At 38.4% G+C, this 15,548-nt stretch carries 19 protein-coding genes; 10 read left to right on the top strand and 9 right to left on the bottom strand.

What is annotated here, in order from left to right; translation table 11 throughout:
• Window positions 1-153: 153 nt before the first annotated feature.
• The 5 genes from ACSLUH_RS04245 to ACSLUH_RS04225 all read left to right on the top strand — a co-directional run bounded on the left by ACSLUH_RS04245 (window position 154) and on the right by ACSLUH_RS04225 (window position 3,669).
• On the top strand, window positions 154-849 hold the full coding sequence (locus ACSLUH_RS04245; RefSeq protein WP_448564937.1) for a hypothetical protein: 696 nt from the start codon (window positions 154-156) through the stop codon (window positions 847-849).
• A complete protein-coding gene (locus ACSLUH_RS04240) occupies window positions 850-1,722 on the top strand; it encodes a hypothetical protein (protein ID WP_448564936.1) in 873 nt (290 codons plus the stop codon).
• 115 nt (window positions 1,723-1,837) lie between these two features.
• Window positions 1,838-2,269 carry a GNAT family N-acetyltransferase gene (locus ACSLUH_RS04235; protein WP_448564934.1) on the top strand — a complete coding sequence of 144 codons (432 nt, stop codon included), beginning with the start codon at window positions 1,838-1,840 and terminating at the stop codon, window positions 2,267-2,269.
• Window positions 2,270-2,456: 187 nt separating this feature from the next.
• A complete protein-coding gene (locus ACSLUH_RS04230) occupies window positions 2,457-2,903 on the top strand; it encodes a DUF3592 domain-containing protein (protein WP_448564932.1) in 447 nt (148 codons plus the stop codon).
• 130 nt (window positions 2,904-3,033) lie between these two features.
• Complete coding sequence (locus tag ACSLUH_RS04225; protein WP_448564930.1) at window positions 3,034-3,669, top strand: MarC family protein; 636 nt, start codon at window positions 3,034-3,036, stop codon at window positions 3,667-3,669.
• A gap of 81 nt (window positions 3,670-3,750) precedes the next feature.
• Here the strand turns inward: ACSLUH_RS04225 and yiaA are convergent, their stop codons facing one another.
• From yiaA to ACSLUH_RS04210, 3 genes are all read right to left on the bottom strand, one after another.
• Window positions 3,751-4,140 (bottom strand): inner membrane protein YiaA, encoded by a 390-nt coding sequence (yiaA, locus tag ACSLUH_RS04220; RefSeq protein WP_448564928.1) that lies wholly within the window; start codon window positions 4,138-4,140, stop codon window positions 3,751-3,753.
• Window positions 4,141-4,261: 121 nt separating this feature from the next.
• Complete coding sequence (locus ACSLUH_RS04215) at window positions 4,262-5,617, bottom strand: alpha/beta hydrolase (RefSeq protein WP_448564926.1); 1,356 nt, start codon at window positions 5,615-5,617, stop codon at window positions 4,262-4,264.
• Between the two features lie 17 nt (window positions 5,618-5,634).
• The gene (locus tag ACSLUH_RS04210; protein WP_448564924.1) at window positions 5,635-6,375 is read right to left on the bottom strand and encodes a helix-turn-helix domain-containing protein; all 741 of its coding nucleotides are present in this window, start codon (window positions 6,373-6,375) and stop codon (window positions 5,635-5,637) included.
• Window positions 6,376-6,515: 140 nt separating this feature from the next.
• On the opposite strand from ACSLUH_RS04210, the gene ACSLUH_RS04205 reads away from it, so the two are divergent.
• On the top strand, window positions 6,516-6,902 hold the full coding sequence (locus ACSLUH_RS04205; protein WP_448564922.1) for a hypothetical protein: 387 nt from the start codon (window positions 6,516-6,518) through the stop codon (window positions 6,900-6,902).
• Between the two features lie 33 nt (window positions 6,903-6,935).
• Complete coding sequence (locus ACSLUH_RS04200; RefSeq protein WP_448564920.1) at window positions 6,936-7,724, top strand: DUF2145 domain-containing protein; 789 nt, start codon at window positions 6,936-6,938, stop codon at window positions 7,722-7,724.
• Between the two features lie 60 nt (window positions 7,725-7,784).
• Here ACSLUH_RS04200 and ACSLUH_RS04195 read toward each other — a convergent pair whose 3' ends face one another.
• From ACSLUH_RS04195 to ACSLUH_RS04180, 4 genes are all read right to left on the bottom strand, one after another.
• Window positions 7,785-8,261 carry a pilin gene (locus ACSLUH_RS04195; RefSeq protein WP_448564918.1) on the bottom strand — a complete coding sequence of 159 codons (477 nt, stop codon included), beginning with the start codon at window positions 8,259-8,261 and terminating at the stop codon, window positions 7,785-7,787.
• A complete protein-coding gene (locus tag ACSLUH_RS04190) occupies window positions 8,261-9,097 on the bottom strand; it encodes a hypothetical protein (protein ID WP_448564916.1) in 837 nt (278 codons plus the stop codon). The genes ACSLUH_RS04195 and ACSLUH_RS04190 overlap by 1 nt, the downstream gene beginning before the upstream one ends.
• Window positions 9,098-9,322: 225 nt before the next feature.
• The gene (locus ACSLUH_RS04185; RefSeq protein WP_448564914.1) at window positions 9,323-10,624 is read right to left on the bottom strand and encodes a M56 family metallopeptidase; all 1,302 of its coding nucleotides are present in this window, start codon (window positions 10,622-10,624) and stop codon (window positions 9,323-9,325) included.
• Entirely contained in the window at window positions 10,625-10,999 is a 375-nt protein-coding gene (locus ACSLUH_RS04180) for a BlaI/MecI/CopY family transcriptional regulator (RefSeq protein ID WP_448564912.1), read from the bottom strand.
• 257 nt (window positions 11,000-11,256) lie between these two features.
• Between ACSLUH_RS04180 and ACSLUH_RS04175 the strand changes: the two genes are divergently transcribed.
• From ACSLUH_RS04175 to ACSLUH_RS04165, 3 genes are all read left to right on the top strand, one after another.
• Complete coding sequence (locus ACSLUH_RS04175) at window positions 11,257-11,835, top strand: PEP-CTERM sorting domain-containing protein (protein WP_448564910.1); 579 nt, start codon at window positions 11,257-11,259, stop codon at window positions 11,833-11,835.
• A gap of 349 nt (window positions 11,836-12,184) precedes the next feature.
• The gene (locus ACSLUH_RS04170; RefSeq protein WP_448564908.1) at window positions 12,185-13,045 is read left to right on the top strand and encodes a hypothetical protein; all 861 of its coding nucleotides are present in this window, start codon (window positions 12,185-12,187) and stop codon (window positions 13,043-13,045) included.
• A gap of 83 nt (window positions 13,046-13,128) precedes the next feature.
• Entirely contained in the window at window positions 13,129-14,307 is a 1,179-nt protein-coding gene (locus ACSLUH_RS04165) for a glycosyltransferase (RefSeq protein ID WP_448564906.1), read from the top strand.
• A 20-nt stretch (window positions 14,308-14,327) separates the two neighbouring features.
• Here the strand turns inward: ACSLUH_RS04165 and ACSLUH_RS04160 are convergent, their stop codons facing one another.
• The gene (locus ACSLUH_RS04160) at window positions 14,328-14,714 is read right to left on the bottom strand and encodes a VOC family protein (protein WP_448564904.1); all 387 of its coding nucleotides are present in this window, start codon (window positions 14,712-14,714) and stop codon (window positions 14,328-14,330) included.
• A gap of 105 nt (window positions 14,715-14,819) precedes the next feature.
• A complete protein-coding gene (locus ACSLUH_RS04155) occupies window positions 14,820-15,548 on the bottom strand; it encodes a substrate-binding periplasmic protein (RefSeq protein ID WP_448564902.1) in 729 nt (242 codons plus the stop codon).

Raw genomic sequence — 15,548 nt, 5'->3', positions numbered from 1 at the left:
AAACAAATAACATACTATTCTTTTAACAAGTTACTGTTAACAATAATGCAAAAATAAATATTCATTAACATGTAACAAAAAATAAATAATTTGACATATTTTTAACAATTGTTTAATTTTCAGCTCCTTTAAAAATATTAGGAATATATAACAATGCAAAAAGGATATATTCAATCCCTGTTCGCACTAGTAATCAGTATCACAATAATTGGTTGTGGCAGCACACCTCAGCCCCCAGTATCATTAAAAACTAATATGTTCGATGGCAAGCAACCTAAAATTGGTGTGCTTTATAGCCCTCCGAAACAAACAGCCACTACGCATATCTATGGTGCAAGTTGTTTGCTTTGCTACGGTGTCGCTTCTGCATTGACGAGCTCACTTGACAAGCATTTAAAAAGTGAAGTTGGCAATGGAGAGCTAGTCACCATTAAAGAACTTGTTTTAAATGAATATAAAGACAAATCTACAGAGGTGAAGTACGTTTCACTACCTATCCCTCTTAAAGATCTGGGTGACTTTAAAGGCGAGCTGGGTTTTGCAAAAAAAGACTTTCGTAGCTTAAAACAGACGTTAGGTGTGGATGTATTAGTCGTTGTAGACATTGCAAGTCATGGAGCTTCCCGGTCTTTTAATGGCTATATTCCAACAGGTGACCCAAAAGGATATGTATCTGGACTGTTATACTCTGTAGATCTCGACAGCAACGCTTATATGCACTACATGCCAATCAATGAATCGGTACAGCCAAAAGGCGAGTGGGATGAGCCACCTAGCTTCCCTAGCGTAACGACCTCTTATTACCAAGCAATAGAAAACTTAAAAAGTGCAATAAAAGCGGCAATCTAAATGAAAGCTTGGTTAATAATTATCATAGCAACTTTGCTAATGGGGTGCGGAAGCACCCCTTATCGCGACGATTACACGACACATATCAACACTATTCATTACGATGACATAGATATAGAAAATCTGAATTTTGTGGTGGCTGGCAGCCCTAAAGTTGATTTAAGAGGTTACTACTCAAGTGATGACTCTGTAACAACACCAACCATGCTCTATGCTGGAGACGCTGGGTTAATAGGTCTTATAGCTCAGGTAGGTATTCACTCTTCTATTGTTCAAAGCCAAAGAGATGATAGATTATCTCAATTACAATCGGACGCAAACGATGAAATAAAAGCGCTTAGACAATTAACAACGGATGTCTCGCTTGAATCGGCTCTAACTACATTTGATCAGGCACTTGTTGAAAAAGAAAATAGCATTACTGTCGTAACCAAGCCTATCTTCTTTAGCACAAAAGATATGTCGCAAATCATCTTAAACAATGTCGTATGGATACCTACGCCCGGCAAACCAAAAAAGATACGATATAGAAACTTGGTGAAAGTTTATGCAAAGCCAAATAATCGTTTGATAAGTGCCGTAGAAGCAAAAGATACAGCGGAAATTCAAGCTATTTTACTGGAGTTATATGAAACTTCCTTACATATCATTAAAAAAGATATTCAAGGTCAATATCGAACAAGCAAAATTAATAATCAAACATTTGTCATATCTGATAATAATCAAAATAAAGTTATTAGAGGCAAATTAGTCGATTCTAAATGCCAATATAATATTGTTAAAGATCTACATTCATGGTTTATCGCAATACCGAAACCACTCGATGAAGCTGCTAGTAACCCAGTAATTTCGGATGAAACTTGTAATAGTTAAGCATTAATAATAATTCACAACTAGAAACAAATAACGGTTATTGCCTAGTCCTAAAGTTTGCTATTCTAGTGTTTCGCGGCTGCACATCCATATCAGTCAACAACGAGTAATTATTATGATGGTAGAAAATGTGCTTCCTAAAGATTATGCAGAGCTGCTTAATGTTTGGGAAAACTCAGTCCGAGCAACTCACGACTTTATTACAGAAGAAGATATCGAGTTTTTCAAACCGATCATTATTGAACAAGCATTTCCAGTGGTAACGCTAAAGTGTGTAAAGAATAATCGTGGAGCTATTATCGGTTTTTTGGGTGTTCATGAGCAAAAAATTGAAATGCTCTTTATTCTTAACGAAATGCGCGGTCAAGGTATTGGTAAGCTGCTTTTGCAATACGCAATTGAGCATCTTAACGCCAATAAAGTGGACGTCAATGAGCAAAACCCACACGCAAAAGAATTCTATTTGCATATGGGGTTCAACGTTTATGCACGTTCGCCTTTAGATGATTTAGGAAAACCCTTTCCTATTCTGCACATGAAGTTGTAAGCTTCGGTTCGTCATTAACGAATCTGACAGAAGTAGCGCCTAACGCTAATAACGGCAGGCGCTTCCGTTTCCTATCAATAAACTTGCCTATGCTCATTTCCATGATTATGCTAGCCATACATACGGAGTTTTGTTAATAGGTTTATAACCCATCTAATTTCGATCGCTACTTTTATAAGGAAATATAATGAGTAAGAAAAAGTCCTCTCAACATGATCAATGGGCAATGATGATGGTTATGTTTACTCTCGTGGGTATCATTTTTTTAACTATCAGCTATAACACTTATTCAGACACAAAAAAATTTATTAATTCAAGCGCATTAACAACAGGCTATGTCGTCGACATTTATGATAAGTATTCTGGGGGGTCGACAACCTACGCACCGATTGTCGAATTTTCTGATTCAAGTGGCCAGGTTATTCGCTTTACTTCTAAAGTGAGTAGTAATCCTGCTTCTTATCGTGTTGGGGAACTTGTTTCTATTATCTATGACAAAAATCATCCTTCAAACGCAATTATCAATGACTTTTTTTCTGTTTATGGCTCAGCTATTGTGACGGCGATCTTGGGATGTGGTTTCTTCTTTTGTGGCATCGGAACAATTGCCGCCATCTTTATCAAACGTAAATAGCAGTACCAACCTCTGACTAAATTGAACAAAATACAAAATTTTTAAATTAATGTGCAATTATTATCGAATTCCAAGTTAAATGTGAAATATAATAGAGCCAAGTAACCGCATTTCAGTTTTGTAGGACAAGATGCAAGAATTAGCACTGTTATACTTCACTTCGTTTTTTACCATGATCAATCCATTAGGAGCGATACCTGTTTATATTGCGTTAACTCATGGGTTTTCATCATCGGAATGTCGCAGCGTTGTCATCAAAGCATGTGTTGCCGCTTTTATAATGTTGACCTTACTCGCCTTTGCCGGCCAATGGGTCTTTAAATTTTTTAGTATTTCAATCGATGGTCTCAAAGTGGTTGGTGGCTTTATCTTTTTTAAGATGGGCTCTGATATGTTAGGAGGTCGAACATTAACGCAACGCTATGATAATGAAACTAATCACTCATTTGCCAGTGAGATAGCAATCACTCCATTAGCGATCCCAATGATATGCGGTCCTGGTGCCATTACGATGGCGATCTTATTTATGGAGGATGCAACAACGGTTGAGGCTAAATCAATTTTAATTAGTAGTATTGCTATCGTGCTCTTGCTTACCGGGGCTATTTTGCTAGCAGGTAAAAAAATCCTCAACTTCCTAGGTGATAGTGGTGCAAAAGTCATGATGCGTTTAATGGGCTTAGTCGTCATGTTAATCGGGGTGGAATTCTTCTTTGCTGGCGTTACGCCTTATGTTCGTAAAATGTTTGATTTACCCTTGTTGTAACCTTATCGCGTTTGCTAAATCTATTTTCATCAATACTAAAAAGCGACCTTAAGGTCACTTTTTAGTATCAGGGCTATCAACTTAATTAATCTGTGCATTATCCCGAACATTTTTTTGCACCGTTATCGCTGCAAATCCACTCAATAAATAGGCCATTGCGTAAAACCCTTTTTCACTGAGTAAAAGGTCAGCGTTAATTAGGCCAATGGTTAATAAGGCTATAGCGATAGCTGATGAAACCCAACACATAATACTATAAGGCTTCGAAATATTTTGCCCTTCAAGTTTATCGCGAATGGTTTTTTGTAACGACACAAATGAAAATAAACCAAAAATTAAAATTGCAAAATAATAGCCCTTTTCATTCAGTTGCATTTCCGCATTCAGCAAACCAATACAAAATGCAGCGACACCAGCGATTAACATGGCAATTGAGGTAAATACAAATGCTTTAGTTGGTTTAGTACTCATCTTCTTTTCTCCTTAAAATAAACTACAACCGTGTAGTAGTGACGAAGATGAGTATCAAATCAACGACAAAATTTGTAAACCTTTTAAGTAAAAGACGCTAAATAAGCGACCAAAAGTATAGCTATTTAATACCACCATTAGTTTTAACGATAAAATCACTCATAATTGACAACATTTGCTGATAACTTGGATTAAATGTTAAACGCTGCAAATAAGGTGTCTTTTCCATATTACTGGTAATAGTTTCACCTAACACTGGTTGCTCGGTTAATTTACATTGTTGATAGTCGGATGCAATGGCAATTGCTTCACAATTTCGATAATTTCCTTGCCAGCCATAATGTGGATTAGTTGGCGCATTAGTTACTGAGGTGTGTGCGACATTAATAATACTGTCGCAGTAACTTCGCTGCTGGCATTGGGCAAATATTTTGGTAAATGTCGTTGGTAACGCATGAGCTGATTTAGGATCACCAAAATAAAAAAGAGTATCTAGTGCAGCAGTATTTCTATTAGCATTAGTGTGCCATGTATTTAGCAAAGCTAATGTCGCTTGGGTATCAATGGTATTATCAACTTCACTCGTAATGGTTAACAACGGGATGTCTGGGATATGCTGCGCCTTGGCGATTTTTTTTCCTAGTTGATTCATCAATGCATGAACTTGAGCGCCTGCATTTAACGGAAAAGATTCATATTTGGCAAAATCGATATCTGCCCCCTTACTTGCATAGTCAACAAAAGGTAGCCAATCAACAAACTTCGCAGCCCAGGCAAACTTGGATTTTGCCTGACTTGCTGGCGCCCATAACATCACCCCTTTAATATTTTTTTCCACGGATGGCTGAGTCAGCAAATAATCGAGTATCAAAGCGCCACCTGTTGAGAAACCGCCCAAATAGACTTGCTCAAAATCGGCAATTGTTTTTTCAATGGCATAGGCACTGGCTTGTTGCCACTGTGTAAAATCAACATCAATCAACGCTTGTGGTGCTGTTCCATGACCGGGTAACAAGAGCGTTCGCACGTTAAAACCCTGCTGATGGTAAAAAGTTGCCAAATCATGGAATAGATAAGGTGAATCTGTCAGGCCATGAATTAACAGAATCCCCTTTGAATGATTATTGTTTGTTAGTTCAAAAGGAGCCACCACATCAGCAACCGTCATGGTTGCTTTGCTTTTCCCTTGTAGCTTTGTTACCCCGGTTTCTATTGGACATTTTATTTGCGCCTTTGGATTTTGTACCGCTATCAGTTTGGCAGCGAAATCCAAGTACTTTTGATAGCTTTGCCCTTCTTGGTAACGAAATTCAGGCGCTGGCATGTCATTAGCAATACGTCGATATTGTCCCGAATCTTTGAGCGTTTTTATGTGCTCAATATCCGTATTTATGCTTACGCAATCAATAGACTTCGCTATGGTAAGGCCACTGGAAAAGATTGTCAGAACTGATGAGATGACTAAAAAAATACGCATAATATTCCCTATGATTATTACTGAGGTTGCCGGCGAAATTGTTCAAACATGGTCGGCTCCCAAGGTCGGATTGCCACTAATAATCCCATATGTTTTCGTTGTGCTAAAGGTAACGCACTATCTTCAATATTGAGTTCCGCAGCTTCCTTGGTTAATTGATTCAGTTTTCGCTGAATGATAGTAATCGATGTTTTTGAATAGCGTCCTCGCAGATAAAAGCGAAAGCTATCATCATCATCAAATTTACTGGCTAAGAACTGATTAATCACTTCTTTTTCCATGAACCGCTCAAAAGGACCATTCTTGATCCAACGAAAATCCTGATCAATGAGCAGTTTATAATTATTATTGGGCAATAATTGAATTAATTTTATTTTATCGAGCTTGGCCATAAGACGAATGCCTTCATGAAAATCAATATCATATTGTTCGATAATCTCTTCAAAACGCCAATAATCTCTGACACAGACAGCAACCAATAAGAGTTTTGGATTTTCCACCAATTCCTGCTCTTGCTCTAAAGTTAATTCGGTAATTTGCTGCTGTTGTTTGTCTGACAAAGCAAAGAGATCAGACAGTGAAATATTAATCACCTGACAAACCTGCTCTAAGCGCTCTAATGAAAAGCTTCGCGTTGAAAATACCCGTTTAATATTTGCTTCACTCATCGACAATGCTTCAGCCAGCATTTTATAGGTAATTTTTTGTTGTTTAAGTAATTGCTTTAACGTGCTGGTCACCTGTTTGATTTGGCTCATCTCTCACTCAAAACACCGAAAGTATAACATTTCGATACTTTACGTGTTTAAAACCAATACATCAAGCAACATGGTTTACAAGAAAAATACCAATCACTAATGTAGATAACGAATCAACGATAAAAACTAGGGAATGACGTATGAAAAAGCTAACTTATTTAACCTGCATAACGGTGTTATTTACCTCAATGGTATCTCATGCTGAACCCTCAACAAGACATTCAGAGAAAGCAAGCAAACATTCAACCCTTGCAGCATCTCACGGGATTGGCGCAAGCGGCCAAGTAGCCAGCGCAGTCGTTGCTGCGCCAGTGATCGTTGCTGGTAGTGTGGCATTAAGTGCTGGAGCGGCAAGTGCTGCTGTAATAGATACAGTATCACACGCCAGCGAGCATATCGTATCAGAACACCATCACCACCATCAAAAACGACAAGCTAAAGTACGTAAAACCATAGCGTTAGAAATCACTGAGGTGACCATTACTGCTGACCGCTCACCGCAGCAAGTAATGACAGATAACCAGTAGTTGTTAGCAAAATTTATTTATAAGGACATGATCATGAAAAAGTTAATCACATTAACCTGGATATTATTATTAACCAACCTATTAATAACCAACCAAGCTATTGCAGGTAGTAATCAAAACAGCAAACCAAAGTTTAAAGCTGAGCAAATTGCCAACTTTGCAAAAGATGTAGAACGCTACGCCGCCAAACAAGGGGCGAGAGCATTCATTATTGCTCGTCTTGGTCAACCCAAGTCGAGTCTGCCCAAAGGCATCGAGTTTACTCACACTGCAATTGCAATCTACTCCGATATTACACTAGCTGACGGAAGTATCGCCAAAGGCTATGCAATACATAATTTATATCAAGATGCCAAAGATTCAGGTAAAAGTGCATTAATTACCGACTATCCTGTCGATTTCTTTTGGGGAGCCCATGAACTTAAAGCGGGTATTATTATTCCTACCCCAGACTTACAGGACAAAATCATCGATGCATTTGTCACGGGTAAGAATAAACAAGTTCATAACCCTAAGTATTCGCTCATCGCTAATCCTTACAACAATAAATATCAAAACTGTACTGAGCATACCTTAAACATTATAAATGCAGCGATATATGAGACCACAGATATGCTACGCCTAAAGCGAAATACTAAGGCTTACTTTGACGCTCAACCCGTTAAAGTTAACCGATTAAAGCTGGTACTTGGTGGCGCATTTAGTAACGGTATGACGTTAGCTGACCATGACAAAACGATAGAAACTACGTCGTTTAATAGCATCAAGCGCTATTTAGCTAAATACAACCTTTTAGAAACAAGCTATGTTTATCGCATTTAATCATTGTTAATGGCGATAGCGCATTCTTTCAACTGATTGCGCTATCAACGCTTTTATTGATCACGCACAATCACCAGACAACATTTCAACTGACAAATCCGTCTTGTTTTCACCAATTGCTTGCATACCATTAACAGGCTCAGCCAATCCACATAACCAGGAAATTGGGCTCATTGGACTACCAACAACAACAGCTGGCCTAAACGTTAGTGTTTTTCCTTGCAACGGCTGTGGAACGTTATTACCCAACTCAATATGAAAAGCGCCATTTACTACTGTCACGCTGGTAATTTTATTTGAAATCAACTTATCTGGAGCGGGTAACCCTGCGGCTGCATTATCAACAGGAAAACTTAAATGCTCGCCATAATACTCCGTGATCGGTTGACGTAGATTACCTGCATAAGTGTAGGCTTCAGCAACATGTGCTTTTATCGTGTAGATATGGTATTGCGGTAAGGCGATAGCGGCCAAAATGCCAATAATAGATACAACTATCATCAGTTCTATTAACGTAAACCCTTTCAATTTATTCATCAGACTATCATTCCAAGTTTAAAAATAGGATCGTAGATTTGCATCACAAAGAAAGCAATCGCTGTCACTATGATGACATAAAGCAACCTAAGCAGATGTCGAGTATAGGATTGAATCATCATTATTAATTTCTGAAACTTCAAATTAAATAAGTTATTTAGCTCATGATTAACATCCATGCCGTTTTGAGCAATAAGTCCCAACTCATTTTGAAGGTCACTATTGAGGTTAGCTTTCGATAACGCATACCCAAGCAATTGGTTTAAATTGAAAAGTTCAACTTTAATGCTTTTAGGTACAAACCAGCTCATCGCCATGTTAGGCAAACTAATAATAAAACGATCAATGCGCTTTAAAAAACGCTTAATTAAAAATGAAATCACCAATACAACGACGGTTAACGATATACCAACCCCCCATAGCAGCGGTAGCTGGTAAAATAATTGTCCGACAATATTTGGGTATTCAGATGTAAGGCTTAAAAACGCTGGATAAATATAGAAGTTAAAAAAGGAGATAAAAAAACCAAACATGATGCTGAGTACCACAATAGCATCAAGCTTTTTTAGCACACGCCCAAATAGGAGAGCACCTTGTATTGCACCAGAAAGGCTTATTTCCTTGAAAAAAGCTAAAGCTTTGATGACATCAGCGGGGTTAGAAAGTTGAAAAAGTTGATCAAACAACTGCTGTTGAATAGTCGCTGAAGAGTTGTCTTGATATAAATGCTCTAGCCCTGAGCTTTTATATGCTTGCTCAGCTTGCTGTAATGTAGCCCCCTGTTTAAGCCGTTGAAGAAAGAAGCGACTCTTAAAGTTAAACTGCTCCCAATTCATAATTCCCTTTGTCTCTATCGTTTTTATACAATAACTTTAGCGGTTTACTACATAAATCACAACGCCAAGAAAACATCGCAACTTAACTTAGGCACCAAACTTACAGTAATAACATTATTATTAACTCGAACCACGTATAACCACAAAAGACCAACACGCACCAGAGTCGGCTGCAGAAGAATCAACAAACTCTATGTGCAAATTCTCTCAAATAATCGTAATCTATTAACTATCGCTACTGGGATCCTTTGCCTTAGCAACAGAAAATGAAAACGCATACCCAGTATCACTTACATCAGGATTATCAATTTCTATTTTACCTTGCTCTCCATATTTCATGGTAAGTTGAGGCGACGACACTACTTTTTGCTGGTTATTTTCATTTTCAATGATATCGAAAAATATTTTTGCCTGATCACCAAGATCTTTTACCACCAAATTCACTTGATAACCTTCCATTTGATAAGAGAATGGTTCATCAAATTTTGACCAAAGTGTCAGTTTGCTACTGAGAGTGTTTTCGGTATATTCATCCCCTTTTTGCTGGTGGGATAAACGTAGATTTATATCTAAATTAATTAACGCACCAAGCTTAGTATCAACATCAGTCGCCTCTATAAAGTTACCTCGATGAGCCGTTGCCAAGGTTACTGAAGACATCATCGTAGCCACTGACAAGAAAGTGCTGATCAAGATCGCTTTATTAAATAAATTCATTGTTCTATTTTCCTTAAGTAGTTTTATTCTATGAATATTAGTGTTCTTTGATGTCAATACATTACTTGACAATGCCATGGTTTTATCTCGCTGGTGACGCAGCATTAACTGAGACAACCCCTCAACATAATTAGGATAAACGGCACTGACTTTTTGATCGCACTTTACTTCAATTAAAAATCGATTGAGCTTAACTAAACTACGAACTAAAGGGTTCCACCAAAAAATGCTTTCCATCAACAATAGAAATAATAGTTTGCCATTATCGCTGTTTTGAATATGCTGTTTTTCATGCAGAATAACGAGTTCAACTTCGGGATCTGTTGCTACCTTTTCTGACATGACAATAATAGGGTTGATTATGCCTAACGTAATGGCGCCTTCGATGTTAGGGCTTGTGTAAATGGGATGGTTATACCTTTTACTGAGCAGTAAATGGTAAGTAGTTTTCGAAGAACGAGTTAGCTGCTTGCGCCAATAGTGAAACTTTAACAATCGAATACTTGCGATCAACACTCCTATCAAAAACAGCATTATAAGTACCTGCAAAGCAATTTCTGAAAAGTTAAATCGTGTTGGCTTTATAGGTGACGAAGCTATTAACTTACTGACACTTGAATAGGCTATTATGACAGGTTTACTCAAGCTTATATCAGTAAGTAATCTCGCAATTGTATTTATGGGCAGCAGCCAACAACATATGGCAAGGTTCGATAGCCAATAGTTAGCATTCACTGTACCTCGATCACAACGAATATATGACAATACGAGAGCTGAGCTAGCAATGTTTACAATCAAGTAACTGAGCATCTACTTTAACTCCTTTTTTCGCGCTTTTAATATGGCCTCTAAGTATTCAATATCTTCGATACTGAGTTGCTCTTCTTCCAATATATGTGCAGCTAAAGGAGTTGATTTACCTAAAAAGACTTTATTAATGAAATTGCGGATCAATGGCGCTTTAACCTGTTGTTTTTTCAAGGCTGCTTGGTAGAAAATTGTGCGTCCTTCAACTCGGTATCGTTTGAGCGCTGCTTTTCTTTCTAACCGATCGATAATAGTTTTTACCGTCGTATATTTTACATCTCGCTTTGCTTCTATACGTTTATGAATTTCCGGTGCTGTTGCCTCATCTACTTGCCAAAACAATTGCATAACTTCAAGTTCAAAATCCGACAATGACATAACCCCTCCTCTACATGTGTAGATATAATATCTACACATGTAGAGATGTCAATTGATAATTCGGCTTACAAGCCAAGCTTTGGTTATAATTTAATCGTTATAAATATTTACACATAAAACACACCAATAAAAAACCAATCAGTAAATCACTGATAAAAATACATATATTTCAATGGCACAAGATTTGCATTTGTAAAAAATATGTAAATTAAATTGAGATATCTATTCTCGCGCCACCTAATAAAAAAGGAATTCGAATGAAACTTAAGATGTTTAATACCATTACAGCAATTTTTATGCTTGGCCTTAGCAATTTTGCTCATGCAACGCTTATTGAATTTGTCTATACCGGTACAGGCTCAGGTTCTATTGGCGGTATAAACTTCTCCAATACGGCGTTTACTATTACTGAGTACTCTGACACCAACGACCTGCTTTCTTGTGGTGGACCTTGTGTGTTCATTGATGCACAACAAACTACCATTACCTTAGAGAACATCGGTGAGTTTAACTTTATCACCGGAACTCGTACCTTCAAAAATAATGGCTTATTAGGCTTATCCCGTGCTAGCGAATCCGGACTAGATCTATACAGCGGCTTTAATGTGGGTGACTTTGATATGGCTTCTGCATTAGCACCTGTGGCGGCAACTCCAGGCTTATTTCAATGGGACAATTCGCCCGTTAATACGTCAGGTGGGGTGCTATCTTTTGCCGATAGTTCAAACCCAGGTACTTTTGAAGCAAGGTTTGCCTCAGCAATTCCTGAGCCTTCTACTATGGCTGTATTTGGTTTAGGGTTACTAGGGCTTAGTTTGCGTCGTAATCGAAAATAGAAGTATAGCGTCTGTAAACCACGAAAATACTGGACTTGGTGTTCAGTGTTTTCGTCAACCCGTCTAAACTGAATAATCAAGCTAGTAAGCGCTTTTTCGAACATTGCGAAACAACTAACTAAACTGCATCGCAAAAATTCAGCTCCACCCCGTTCACAAATATAATGTGCAATTTCTAATTAAAATAATAACATTCAATAACTTACCTGCGCTTTATTAAAGGCTATTATTGTTTGTACATATTCTGTTTCATTTTTCTATTCTGCCATTAACAACTTAACCGCCACAATTAACACTTTATTTACAAAAATATAGTAGATTATCCGCGAACTTACTATGGAGAATACTCATGTCAACTTTTACAGAAAAGGCAAATGTCTTACTAAAGAATAAAGGGGCTTTAGCAGCAGTCGCCTCTATCGCGGTATTAGCGTCAAACAACGCCTCAGCCAATATTATCGATAACTCTGAACTGATTTTAGAGTCAAGTTATACTGGATTTTGGAATGTTTCTGGCCAATTTACCGGAGTTTTTAACCAACTCCCCACAAGCGATAATTTTGACCCACAGACTCGAGGGCAAGGTTCTGGCAACATCTATAGCGATTCACTGGGTAAAGGCTTAAAGCTTTATGGTGACGCGTCGATGACAGGTGAAGATGTTAATGGTTGGGGAGATGGTATTCAAGGTTTGGCATTCTTATGGACAGGCCGATTTACTCATGATCTAAACGCTGGTGATCAACTAAATTTTGACTTTGAATTTGAACTTGAGACAAATGGTGCCGCTGTTGACTGGCAAGTTGTATCATATATTGCACCTTGGTCATCAACAGCCGATTTGTGGGAGCAAACGTTAGGCACTTCGGCGGACACTTCAAGCTTTAGTTCTGACGGAAATGCACACACTGGCACAGTTTCTGGTTCTGGAAACTGGTTAACAGGCCAATCCTTTTCGAACGCCGTAGACAGTGACGGTGAATATTTTTGGAGTGTAGCACTAACCGCAAGTTGGAGTAACTATAGCGGTGAAAATGCGGTGACAGATGCCGACTTTTTCAGTGTGAATATTCCAGATCACTCTATTGATGTTGGTATTAACCAAGTACCAACGGCAGAACCAATCGCAGTATCTGAAACTGGCTCAATGGCGTTATTACTTGCAGGATTATCTGGGTTAGCATTCTCTCGTCGAAAAGTCACAAAATAGCGGCAATAATCTCTTTTGCCAATAACGCTCAGGCAGTATAAGTTGTCGCCTGAGATTTATCACTTGATAGGCGTTGCTTTTTAATGACAAACCGCAAGAAAAAGCTCTTTATTTTTATCCAACAATCCATTTTGGATCCGGCCAGTGGTGCTGCAAAATCAACAGATCATTTTGCACAACTATTTGTCGAATTAGGTTGGCAAGTTATTGGCCTATCAACGACGGCTAGCGAGCACTACACGACTAGCTCTGCACACGAAAACTATTTAACCTCATTAAAGAACGCTGTTGTGAAACCAGATGAAATTTTATTGGACGAAAATAAACGACTTTATCGTTTTATTAAAGTTTCTAAGCGCGAACCGGAGAAAATCGAAGCACATTACCAACGTACAGCAAAGCAAATATTAAAGGCGGAAAGACCGCAACTTGTTTTGACATTTGGCAACGCTTTCATCGAGCGCGCATTAAGAAAAGACGCTCAAGAGGTTGGGGCCAAAGTCATCTTTACCTTACACAATAGCTCATATAGTGACATTTCTCTTAATTATGTTGACTACTTTATCGTCCCAAGCAAATTTCTCGCTAAATATCATCAACATTATCAAGAGCCAACATCGGTGATTTATCCACCCTTAATGCATTCAGATATCATCGCAGAAAAACAAGAACGCTTGTTTCTAACCTATGTAAATCCCGAGCCCGCAAAAGGGTTAATCGTAATGGTAACCTTGATTAAGTTCTTGATAACAAAACGGCCAGATATTCCGTTACTCATTGTCGAAGGAAGAGCCGATAGTGAGGCACTAATTGCCGCATTAAATTTGGCGGGTATCAATTTAGCACAAGCAAACAATATATTTATGACCTCAGAAGCTATGACGCCGAAGGATATCTATCAACATGCGAAGGTGGTTTTGATGCCGTCGGTGGTCGAGGAGTCCGCCGGTAGAGTAGCTATGGAAGCGATGTTAAATGGTATTGCCACTATTGTTTCTGATCGCGGAGCTTTACCCGAAATTGCCGGAAATGCAGCCATCGTATTGCCAATACCTTCAACCTTGACACCTTTAAGCAAAAACTGGCTAACAGAGAGTGATATACAATCGTGGATAAATGAAATAGTGAAACTCTTCGATGATAGCCAATATTGTCATCACATCGAAAGTCGCTGCCAAAAATATGCAAACGAGTACTATAGTGAATCGGCTACAAAACAACGTCTGATGACTATGGTCGAAAAGCTGACGTCTGAGCACTAAAAACAGACAATGCAAGCTATTTACAGTGGATAATGACCATTCGTTATCTGTGAATTGAACTGCATAATTTCCAAAACAATACCGGATGGATCTTTAAATGCGGCATATCTTCCCCATGGGTTTTCACTTGGTACTTGATGTATAAAGCAAACACCTAAAGCTTTTAGCTGCCGAATTTTCGCGTCTAGATCACTAACCGGTAAAATTAGCGTTTCATTAGCGTTGACACCATGGTCATAGTCAACTGCACCGGCTGTACCTTGAAACATAAATACGTGATGGCCACCATAGCTGAGTCGAACTCGCTCTGGATATGCCTCTTCTACCTTAAAACCCAAAACTTGAGTATAAAACCTTTTGGACTCAGTTAAATCGTTAACGACAAGCAGTGTAGAGGGGCTGATCATAGTAAGAGGGTTCCTTAGTACTGTATAAGTTTTAACGAGTTTAAAGAAACTTAAGTACCCCGTCGATATATACCGACACAGAATAATCTGGCCAGTTATAAGTTGTCAGTTATCACCAATATAGTGCTGCACTATTTTTTTGACCTTCCCTTGTTGCTCAAAAACTTGGTAGGCTTGATCAAATTTATCACGCAACTTAGCGTCATGAAATCCTACCGCGGCTTTCACCGGAGGGATTAATTCATGCTCATGAATGACCTTTTTAGGTCTATCAATCGACAAATTTTTTAAGTAAAAATAAAAGATATAATAATCAAGGATGATCACATCAACACGCTCAGTGACCAACATCATCACCAGCGTTTCCATATTCGGAATTTCTAAGTATTGATTGTGTTTGGTCATAGCGACAAAAGCATCACCAAAGTAGCCGGTCGCTCCTTGAAATGAGCGAACCCTTAAATCTTTGATATCAGTGATGGTGCTAAAATTAAATGCTTTAGCAGAAAACACCATAGGTCGGTAATCAATAATCGGCTTGCTAATATAAAAACTATCGCTGTCTTGGCTTAAAAAGGTTGGTACCGTTAAATCGGCTTCGCCCATCGTTACTTGCACTTTAGCTCGCTTTAACGGCGCATAGATAATATCAGTTTGATATCCTAAGCTTTGCAATACTTGCTTGGTAATGTCGATATCAATTCCGCCATCATTAACTTGTATCATATGCGGCGGTCCGTCTTCGGTAATTAACGTTAGCGCCTCTTGGGCGAGCAAATTCACCGAAAAAACCGCTAAAAAAACCCAAAAAAACTTTGCTAAGTATTGAGACAC

Source organism: Thalassotalea ganghwensis (assembly GCF_053485795.1).
The sequence above is the reverse complement of the archived record's forward strand: the minus strand, read 5'-3'. Positions and strand labels throughout refer to the sequence as shown.

Coding starts and splice junctions, on each gene's coding strand:
- ACSLUH_RS04245 (WP_448564937.1), top strand. CDS start 154: ATGCAAAAAGGATATATTCAATCCCTGTTCGCACTAGTAATCAGTATC.
- ACSLUH_RS04240 (WP_448564936.1), top strand. CDS start 850: ATGAAAGCTTGGTTAATAATTATCATAGCAACTTTGCTAATGGGGTGC.
- ACSLUH_RS04235 (WP_448564934.1), top strand. CDS start 1,838: ATGATGGTAGAAAATGTGCTTCCTAAAGATTATGCAGAGCTGCTTAAT.
- ACSLUH_RS04230 (WP_448564932.1), top strand. CDS start 2,457: ATGAGTAAGAAAAAGTCCTCTCAACATGATCAATGGGCAATGATGATG.
- ACSLUH_RS04225 (WP_448564930.1), top strand. CDS start 3,034: ATGCAAGAATTAGCACTGTTATACTTCACTTCGTTTTTTACCATGATC.
- yiaA (WP_448564928.1), bottom strand. CDS start 4,140: ATGAGTACTAAACCAACTAAAGCATTTGTATTTACCTCAATTGCCATG.
- ACSLUH_RS04215 (WP_448564926.1), bottom strand. CDS start 5,617: ATGCGTATTTTTTTAGTCATCTCATCAGTTCTGACAATCTTTTCCAGT.
- ACSLUH_RS04210 (WP_448564924.1), bottom strand. CDS start 6,375: ATGAGCCAAATCAAACAGGTGACCAGCACGTTAAAGCAATTACTTAAA.
- ACSLUH_RS04205 (WP_448564922.1), top strand. CDS start 6,516: ATGAAAAAGCTAACTTATTTAACCTGCATAACGGTGTTATTTACCTCA.
- ACSLUH_RS04200 (WP_448564920.1), top strand. CDS start 6,936: ATGAAAAAGTTAATCACATTAACCTGGATATTATTATTAACCAACCTA.
- ACSLUH_RS04195 (WP_448564918.1), bottom strand. CDS start 8,261: ATGAATAAATTGAAAGGGTTTACGTTAATAGAACTGATGATAGTTGTA.
- ACSLUH_RS04190 (WP_448564916.1), bottom strand. CDS start 9,097: ATGAATTGGGAGCAGTTTAACTTTAAGAGTCGCTTCTTTCTTCAACGG.
- ACSLUH_RS04185 (WP_448564914.1), bottom strand. CDS start 10,624: ATGCTCAGTTACTTGATTGTAAACATTGCTAGCTCAGCTCTCGTATTG.
- ACSLUH_RS04180 (WP_448564912.1), bottom strand. CDS start 10,999: ATGTCATTGTCGGATTTTGAACTTGAAGTTATGCAATTGTTTTGGCAA.
- ACSLUH_RS04175 (WP_448564910.1), top strand. CDS start 11,257: ATGAAACTTAAGATGTTTAATACCATTACAGCAATTTTTATGCTTGGC.
- ACSLUH_RS04170 (WP_448564908.1), top strand. CDS start 12,185: ATGTCAACTTTTACAGAAAAGGCAAATGTCTTACTAAAGAATAAAGGG.
- ACSLUH_RS04165 (WP_448564906.1), top strand. CDS start 13,129: ATGACAAACCGCAAGAAAAAGCTCTTTATTTTTATCCAACAATCCATT.
- ACSLUH_RS04160 (WP_448564904.1), bottom strand. CDS start 14,714: ATGATCAGCCCCTCTACACTGCTTGTCGTTAACGATTTAACTGAGTCC.